Source organism: Nocardia sp. NPDC058640 (genome assembly GCF_042716995.1).
GTDB lineage: Bacteria > Actinomycetota > Actinomycetes > Mycobacteriales > Mycobacteriaceae > Nocardia.
The window spans coordinates 111,770-119,249 of sequence record NZ_JBHXRG010000014.1 but is presented as its reverse complement, the minus strand read 5'-3'; the positions used below and the strand labels follow the sequence as shown (position 1 = coordinate 119,249).

The window sequence follows — 7,480 nt, the reverse complement described above, 5'->3', positions numbered from 1 at the left end:
ACCGGGGGGTACGGAGAAGTTGGAACCAATAAAAAATTATTGGCACTGACATTCATCGACACACTATTGAGTTCTCAAAGAACACACGCACACACCTCTACCCAACATCTTCTCGGAGGGGTTTCGGTGAGGCAAGAGTTCAAACTTAGCTCAGGAACCATCCTGGAAGCAAGTCCCAGTCGGTGTAACCCTGAACACATGATCAGTCAGGCACTCAACGTCCTACCTCGTGTCTGCAACCGCTTGGCGGCTGAGTCGGTGTCCGTGTCGCTCTGACTCGAATAAAGTTACGTGTTGACTAACGCGAAGTCAAATCGCCTGGTCAGCGGGCCTATTTCGGCACATCTACCCGTTCGACCTGTCCCCCGAGCGCCTGCATCTGCTCCACAAACCTCGGGTAACCGCGGTCGATGTGATAGACGTCGTGGACTTCGGTGACACCGTCGGCGACCAGGCCGGCCAGTACCAGGCCAGCGCCCGCGCGGATGTCGGAAGACCAGACCGGCGCGCTCGACAGCCGCGGGATCCCGCGCACCACCGCATGGTGACCGTCGGTCCTGGCGTCGGAGCCCAGCCGGATCATCTCCTCCACGAACCGGAACCGCGCCTCGAACACGTTCTCGGTGATCATCGAGGTGCCGTCGGCGATGGCGGCCAGGCCGATGGCCATCGGCTGCAGGTCGGTGGGGAAGCCGGGGAACGGCAGCGTCGCGAAGTTCACCGCGCGCGGACGTTCGGCCTGCACGACTCGGAAACCGTTGGGCTCGTAGGAGATTCGCGCGCCAGCGGAACGCAGCTTGTCCAGCACCAGGGCCAGGTGCTTGGGGTTCACGCCGGTGACCCGGACGTCGCCGGTGGTCATCGCGGCGGCGATCCCCCAGGTGGCGGCGACGATGCGGTCGCCGATCACCCGGTGGGTGGTCGGCGACAGGCTCTTCACGCCCTGCACGGTCAGCACCGAGGAACCGGCACCTTCGATCCGCGCACCCATTTGCACGAGCATGGTGCACAGGTCGACGATGTCGGGCTCGCGCGCCGCGTTGTCGATGACCGTCTCCCCCTCGGCCAGCACCGCGGCCATCAGGATGTTCTCGGTCGCGCCCACCGACGGGAAGTCGAGCCGGATCCGCGCGCCCTGCAGCTGTTCGGCCGAGGCCACCACGCAGCCGTGCTCGATCGAGCTGGTCGCGCCGAGCAGGCGAAGGCCGGCCTGGTGCATGTCCAGCGGTCGCGAACCGATCGCGTCCCCGCCGGGCAGCGCCACCACGGCGCGTTTGCAGCGCGCCATCAGCGGGCCCAGCACACAGACCGAGGCGCGGAACTGCGTCACCGCGGGGAAGTCCGCGTGGTACTTGGGTTCGGCGGGGGTGTCGATGGTGACCACCGAGTTGTCGCCGCCCACGTCGTCGGAGATCGTCACATCGCAGCCGAGGCCGCGCAGGACCTCCGCCATCAGGGGGACATCGAGGATGTCGGGGCAGTTGGTGATGGTGGTCGTGCCCTCGGCCAGCAACGAGGCAGCCATCAGCTTCAGCACGCTGTTCTTCGCGCCGCCGACCGCGACCTCGCCGACGAGCCGATTACCGCCGGAGACCAGAAACCGTTCGCTCACCACGTCAGCTTATCGACCGTTGGGCCACGACACGCGCCCCTGCCACCAACAAAGCCAATTCGACCGTCGGCGAAGCGCTTTCAGCGCGGCAGGCCGCCACCGGGTTGCCACAGCACATCACCGTCGGGATTGGTGGCCCGACTCAGGATGAACAGCAGGTCCGAGAGGCGATTGAGGTATTTCGCGGGCAACACACTGGTGTCGTCGGGGTGTGCCGCGACCGCGGACCACGCCGAGCGTTCGGCGCGCCGAACAACGGTGCGCGCGGTGTGCAACAACGCAGACAACGGCGTGCCGCCGGGCAGAATGAACGAATTCAGCGGTGCCAGACCGTCATTGAACTCATCGCACCACGTTTCCAGCCGGTCGATGTACGGCTGCGTGATGCGCAGCGGCGGGTACTTCGGTTCGGCGACAACGGGGGTGGACAGATCGGCGCCCGCATCGAACAGGTCGTTCTGGATCTGACGCAGTACGGCCAGCACCGCGGGCTCGGGCGCACCGAGAGCAACAGCGACGCCGAGCGCCGCGTTCGCCTCGTCGCAGTCGGCGTACGCGATCAGCCGCGGATCGTTCTTGTCCACGCGGGAGAAATCGGAAAGGCCGGTCGTGCCGTCGTCACCGGTTCGGGTGTAGATCCGAGTCAGGTGCACGCTCATGAGGGGCCTCCGCGAGTTCGGCGGGCGCGATCGGACGGCCGCGACTCCACCCAGGACAGAAAAGCCGCCATCGAACCGCGGTCGAGCGCCAGCTCGAACTTGCTCTGCGGATCGGTGACGGCTACCACCACGATGTCTTCGGTCATGATGTCGAACTCGTCGCCCTGCGGGGCTCGACGTTCGACGATTTCCAGGCCCTGTCGATGCACCGTGGAATCGGGACCGAATTTCAGGCTGGTGAGTTTGAAGAAGACGAGGCGATCCTCGTCGTAGCGGATCAGGCCGTGGCGCCAGCCCTGGCCACCGCGCGCGGGCAGTGTGCGTAGTAGTGCGGCCGTGCCGCCGCGGCGCAACATCACCAGGCGATAGGTCGAAGCACCGGCGACGAACAGCAGCGTGAGCACCAGAATGATCAACAGAACCATCCCGGTTTGCAATGCCGTACGCCCTTTCGCTCTTGCCGGTGTCGTGGACACCTCTGCCCAGCCATTCAATCACGCCCGCTACGGCGCCCTGCGCCCGGACCGCCTTTCCCCCGCAAGGGGCCGTTAAACAACAGAAACCGGCGAGGAACTGTAAAAGTTCCTCGCCGGCTTCGGTGTTGTTCTACTTCGATCAGTCGGTGACGGTCGCTTCGACCGCGCGCACCTGGCCCTGGGCAGCACGCAGCTGCACCTCGGAGGCGGTGCTGTCGGACAGCACCTTGCGCGCCGCGTCGACGTCGACCTCGCCCGCGAGATCCGCGGACTCGGCCAACACCCGCACGGTGTCGGCGGTGACCGAGAAGAAGCCACCGTGCACCGCGGCCACGATCCGCTCGCCGTCGGTGGTCACGATCGAGACCGTGCCACCTTCCACGAGCTGACCCAGCAGCGGCTCATGGCCCGCCATGATGCCGATCTGACCTTCGGTGGTCTGCGCGCTGACGAACGAAGCCTGGCCGGACCAGAGCTTGCGTTCCACAGCTACGAGATCAACTGTCATCTCCGCCATAGTGGACTACTTCCCGAGGATCTTCTTCGCGGCTGCCTCGACGTCGTCGAGACCACCGCAGGAGTTGAACGCCTGCTCCGGGTAGTGATCGAACTCGCCCTTGCAGACACGGTCGAAGTCGTCGATGGTCTGTTCCAGCGGAACGACCGAGCCGACCTGGCCGGTGAACTTCTCGGCGACGATGAAGTTCTGACCGAGGAACTTCTCCAGGCGACGGGCGCGACCGACGAGGACCTTGTCCTCTTCGGAGAGCTCGTCCATGCCGAGGATGGCGATGATGTCCTGCAGTTCCTTGTACTTCTGCAGGATCCGCTTGACCTCGTTGGCGACCCGGAAGTGGCGCTCGCCGACGATCGACGCCTCGAGGATACGAGAGGTCGAGGTCAGCGGGTCGACGGCCGGGTAGATGCCCTTCTGCGAGATCGGGCGGGAAAGCTCGGTCGTCGCGTCCAGGTGGGCGAAGGTGGTCGCCGGCGCCGGGTCGGTGTAGTCGTCGGCGGGGACGTAGATCGCCTGCAGCGAGGTGATCGAGCGACCCTTGGTCGAGGTGATGCGCTCCTGGAGCTGACCCATCTCGTCCGCCAGCGTCGGCTGGTAACCAACGGCCGAAGGCATGCGACCCAGCAGGGTCGAGACCTCGGAACCGGCCTGGGTGAAACGGAAGATGTTGTCGATGAAGAGCAACACGTCCTGGCCCTTGACGTCGCGGAAGTACTCCGCCATCGTCAGCGCGGACAGGGCGACACGCATACGCGTGCCCGGCGGCTCGTCCATCTGGCCGAAGACAAGGGCGGTGTCCTGGAGGACGCCCATCTCTTCCATTTCCAGGTGGAGGTCGGTGCCCTCACGAGTACGCTCACCGACGCCCGCGAACACCGAGGTGCCCGAGAACTCGCGAGCGATACGGGTGATCATCTCCTGGATCAGCACGGTCTTGCCGACACCGGCACCACCGAACAGACCGATCTTGCCGCCCTTGACGTACGGGGTCAGCAGGTCGATGACCTTGACACCGGTCTCGAGGATCTCGGTCTTGCCCTCGAGCTGGTCGAAGCTCGGCGGCTGACGGTGGATGCCCCACTGCTCGCCATCGCGGCCGAGGCCGGGAGTGTCGAGGCAGTCGCCCAGCGCGTTGAACACGTGGCCCTTGACGACATCGCCGACGGGCACCGAGATCGGCTTACCCGTATCGGTGACGATCGCGCCACGGACCAGACCATCGGTCGGCTGCATCGAGATGGTGCGCACGATGTTGTCGCCGAGGTGCTGAGCGACCTCGAGGGTCAGGGTCTTGGCCACCGACGCGAGCTTGATGTCGGTGTGCAGAGCGTTGAAGAGCTCGGGGATGGCACCACGCGGGAACTCGACGTCCACGACGGGGCCGATGACACGGACGACGCGGCCGGCGGTTTCGCCCACCTGGCTCGCGGTGTCCTTAGTGACAGCTGCGGTCATTGGTTTGGATTCACTTCCTGCGCGTTTAGTCGCGGTCCGAGCTCGACGCCAGCGCATTGACGCCGCCGACGATTTCGCTGATTTCCTGCGTGATCTGGGCCTGACGCACCGAGTTCGCCTCGCGCTGGAGCACATTGGCCAGCTCGTTGGCGTTATCGGTGGCCGCCTTCATTGCGGTGCGCCGAGCCGCGGACTCGGATGCCGCTGCCTCGAGCAACGCTGCGTAGATGCGTGTGTTGACGTACTTGGGCAGCAGAGCACCCAGTAGCACATCGGCATCCGGCTCGAACTCGTACTGTGCCGACACCACCACGTTCGGCGCGTCCGACATGATGTCGTCGCCGAGCTCGTAGTTCTCGTCGACGAAGCTGACCTGGATCGGCGCCAGACGACGCACCTCCGGGGTCTGGGTCAGCATCGACACGAACTTCGTGTACACGATGTGCAGCTCGTCGACACCCTCGATGGTTCCGGTGCCGTCCAGCGATTCGACTTCGCCGTCGGAGCCGGCCATGAAGGCCTCGACCAGGTGCTTGCACGCGGACGACGCATCGGTGTACTTGGGCTGCTGAGAGAACCCGAACCACGATGCCTGCAGCGCACGGTTGCGGAACCGGTAGTAGGTGATGCCCTTGCTGCCCATCACGTACACAACAGGTTCTTTGCCGTCGCCACGCAGCGTGGTCATGAGCTCTTCGGCGCGCTTGAGCACGTTCGAGTTGTAGCCACCGCACATACCGCTGTCACTGGTGATCACCAGGACGGCGGCCCGACGAGCGTTGGGACGCTCGGTCAGCAGCGGGTGCGACAGGTTCTTCGAAGCGCTCGCCAGTTCGCCGAGGACCTTGGTGATCTCCTCGGCGTACGGCTTGGCAGCCGCAACCCTGGCCTGGGCCTTGGAAATTCGCGAGGTCGCGATCAGTTCCTGAGCCTTGGTGATCTTCTTGATCGAATTCACACCACGAATGCGGGAGCGCAATTCGCGCAAACTAGCCACTAGCGGTTCACACTCCCCTCATTCGTCAGATCGGAAATTGCCGACATCATGAACCCGGCTTACTTGTCGACGTGCTTGCGAGTGACCGACAGCGACTCGACCTCTTCGTGGTCGAGCTCGCCCGCGGCGGCCTCGTTCACGATGCGCTTGCCGTTCGAATCCAGGAAGCCCTGCTTGAACTTCTCGGTCTCGGCCTTGATCGCGTCGGCGGCATCGCCGGCGAGGGGCTTCTTGCCACCCTCGAGCGCGTCGAACGAGCTCTGGGTCGCGCCGTGCAGGTACTCGAGCAGCTCGGCGGTGAAGCGACGCACGTCTTCGACGGGCACCGACTCGTAGAAACCGGCGTCGACCAGGTAGATCGAGACGACCTGATCCTCGACCGAGACCGGCGAGTACTGGTCCTGCTTGAGCAGCTCGACCCAGCGGGCACCACGCTCGAGCTGCGCCAGCGACGCGGCATCGAGGTCGGAGGCGAAGGCGGAGAACGCCTCCAGCTCGCGGTACTGCGCCATTTCCAGACGCAGCGAACCGGCGACCTTCTTCATGGCCTTGGTCTGCGCTGCGCCACCGACACGGGAGACCGAGGTACCGACGTTGATCGCCGGGCGGACGCCCTTGTTGAACAGGTCGGACTCGAGGAAGACCTGGCCGTCGGTGATGGAGATGACGTTGGTCGGGATGAACGCCGAGACGTCGTTGGCCTTGGTCTCGATGATCGGCAGACCGGTCATCGAGCCGCCGCCCATGGCGTCGGACAGCTTCGCGCAACGCTCCAGCAGACGGGAGTGCAGGTAGAACACGTCACCGGGGTAGGCCTCGCGGCCCGGCGGACGACGCAGCAGCAGCGAGATGGCGCGGTACGCCTCGGCCTGCTTGGTCAGGTCGTCGAACACGATGAGGACGTGCTTGCCCTGGTACATCCAGTGCTGGCCGATGGCCGAACCGGTGTACGGAGCCAGCCACTTGAAGCCGGCCGAGTCGGACGCGGGGGCCGCGACGATGGTGGTGTACTCCATCGCGCCGTGCTCCTCGAGCGCGGACTTGACGCCCGCGATGGTGGAGCCCTTCTGGCCGATCGCGACGTAGATGCAGCGAACCTGCTTGTTGACGTCGCCGGTTTCCCAGTTCGCCTTCTGGTTCAGGATCGCGTCGATCGCGACGGCGGTCTTGCCGGTCTTGCGGTCGCCGATGATCAGCTGACGCTGGCCGCGGCCGATGGCGGTCAGCGCGTCGATCGCGGTGATACCGGTGGCCAGCGGCTCTTCGACCGGCTGACGTTCCAGCACGGACGCGGCCTGCAGCTCCAGCACGCGGCGCTCGTCGGACTCGATCTCGCCCAGGCCGTCGATCGGCTGGCCGAGCGGGTTGACGACGCGACCGAGGAACTTGTCACCCACGGGAACCGAGAGCACGTCGCCGGTGCGACGGACCTGCTGGCCCTCCTCGAGCGAGGCGTACTCGCCGAGGATGACGGCACCGATGTTGGTGTCCTCGAGGTTCAGCGCGACGCCGAGAACCCCGCCGGGGAACTCGAGCAGCTCGTTGGCCATCGCCGAAGGCAGACCGCTGACGTGGGCGATACCGTCGCCGGTATCGGTCACGAGGCCGACTTCTTCGATGGAGGTTTCCGGGGTGTAGCTCTGGGTGTAGCTCTCGATCGCGCTACGGATCTCGTCGGAGGAGATCGTCAGCTCCGCCATGTTGTTCCTGCTCTCGCTGTGGTCTCGAATGTCGGGGGTTGGGAAGTTGCTGTGTGCGGGCCCT

General features: G+C 65.1%; 7 protein-coding genes. All 7 read right to left on the bottom strand.

Features of this window, described 5'->3' with window-relative positions:
• Window positions 1-331 precede the first annotated feature (331 nt).
• Window positions 332-1,612, bottom strand: a complete 1,281-nt coding sequence (gene murA / locus ACFWU5_RS17560; protein ID WP_379246574.1) for a UDP-N-acetylglucosamine 1-carboxyvinyltransferase — start codon at window positions 1,610-1,612, stop codon at window positions 332-334.
• A gap of 80 nt (window positions 1,613-1,692) precedes the next feature.
• Window positions 1,693-2,271 (bottom strand): cob(I)yrinic acid a,c-diamide adenosyltransferase, encoded by a 579-nt coding sequence (locus ACFWU5_RS17555; RefSeq protein WP_379246572.1) that lies wholly within the window; start codon window positions 2,269-2,271, stop codon window positions 1,693-1,695.
• Window positions 2,268-2,696: a DUF2550 domain-containing protein gene (locus ACFWU5_RS17550; RefSeq protein WP_379246570.1), complete on the bottom strand. Its 429-nt coding sequence runs from the start codon at window positions 2,694-2,696 to the stop codon at window positions 2,268-2,270. The genes ACFWU5_RS17555 and ACFWU5_RS17550 overlap by 4 nt, the downstream gene beginning before the upstream one ends.
• 190 nt (window positions 2,697-2,886) lie before the next feature.
• The gene (locus ACFWU5_RS17545; RefSeq protein WP_379246568.1) at window positions 2,887-3,264 is read right to left on the bottom strand and encodes a F0F1 ATP synthase subunit epsilon; all 378 of its coding nucleotides are present in this window, start codon (window positions 3,262-3,264) and stop codon (window positions 2,887-2,889) included.
• A gap of 6 nt (window positions 3,265-3,270) precedes the next feature.
• Entirely contained in the window at window positions 3,271-4,719 is a 1,449-nt protein-coding gene (gene atpD / locus ACFWU5_RS17540; protein WP_379267930.1) for a F0F1 ATP synthase subunit beta, read from the bottom strand.
• A 25-nt stretch (window positions 4,720-4,744) separates the two neighbouring features.
• Complete coding sequence (locus tag ACFWU5_RS17535) at window positions 4,745-5,716, bottom strand: F0F1 ATP synthase subunit gamma (protein WP_379239362.1); 972 nt, start codon at window positions 5,714-5,716, stop codon at window positions 4,745-4,747.
• 59 nt (window positions 5,717-5,775) lie between these two features.
• Window positions 5,776-7,416, bottom strand: a complete 1,641-nt coding sequence (atpA, locus tag ACFWU5_RS17530) for a F0F1 ATP synthase subunit alpha (RefSeq protein ID WP_379267929.1) — start codon at window positions 7,414-7,416, stop codon at window positions 5,776-5,778.
• Between the last annotated feature and the right edge of the window lie 64 nt (window positions 7,417-7,480).

Bases quoted from the DNA above. Each gene is read 5' to 3' on its own strand.
- atpA (WP_379267929.1), bottom strand. From the start codon at position 7,416: ATGGCGGAGCTGACGATCTCCTCCGACGAGATCCGTAGCGCGATCGAG.
- ACFWU5_RS17550 (WP_379246570.1), bottom strand. From the start codon at position 2,696: ATGGTTCTGTTGATCATTCTGGTGCTCACGCTGCTGTTCGTCGCCGGT.
- ACFWU5_RS17555 (WP_379246572.1), bottom strand. From the start codon at position 2,271: ATGAGCGTGCACCTGACTCGGATCTACACCCGAACCGGTGACGACGGC.
- ACFWU5_RS17545 (WP_379246568.1), bottom strand. From the start codon at position 3,264: ATGGCGGAGATGACAGTTGATCTCGTAGCTGTGGAACGCAAGCTCTGG.
- atpD (WP_379267930.1), bottom strand. From the start codon at position 4,719: ATGACCGCAGCTGTCACTAAGGACACCGCGAGCCAGGTGGGCGAAACC.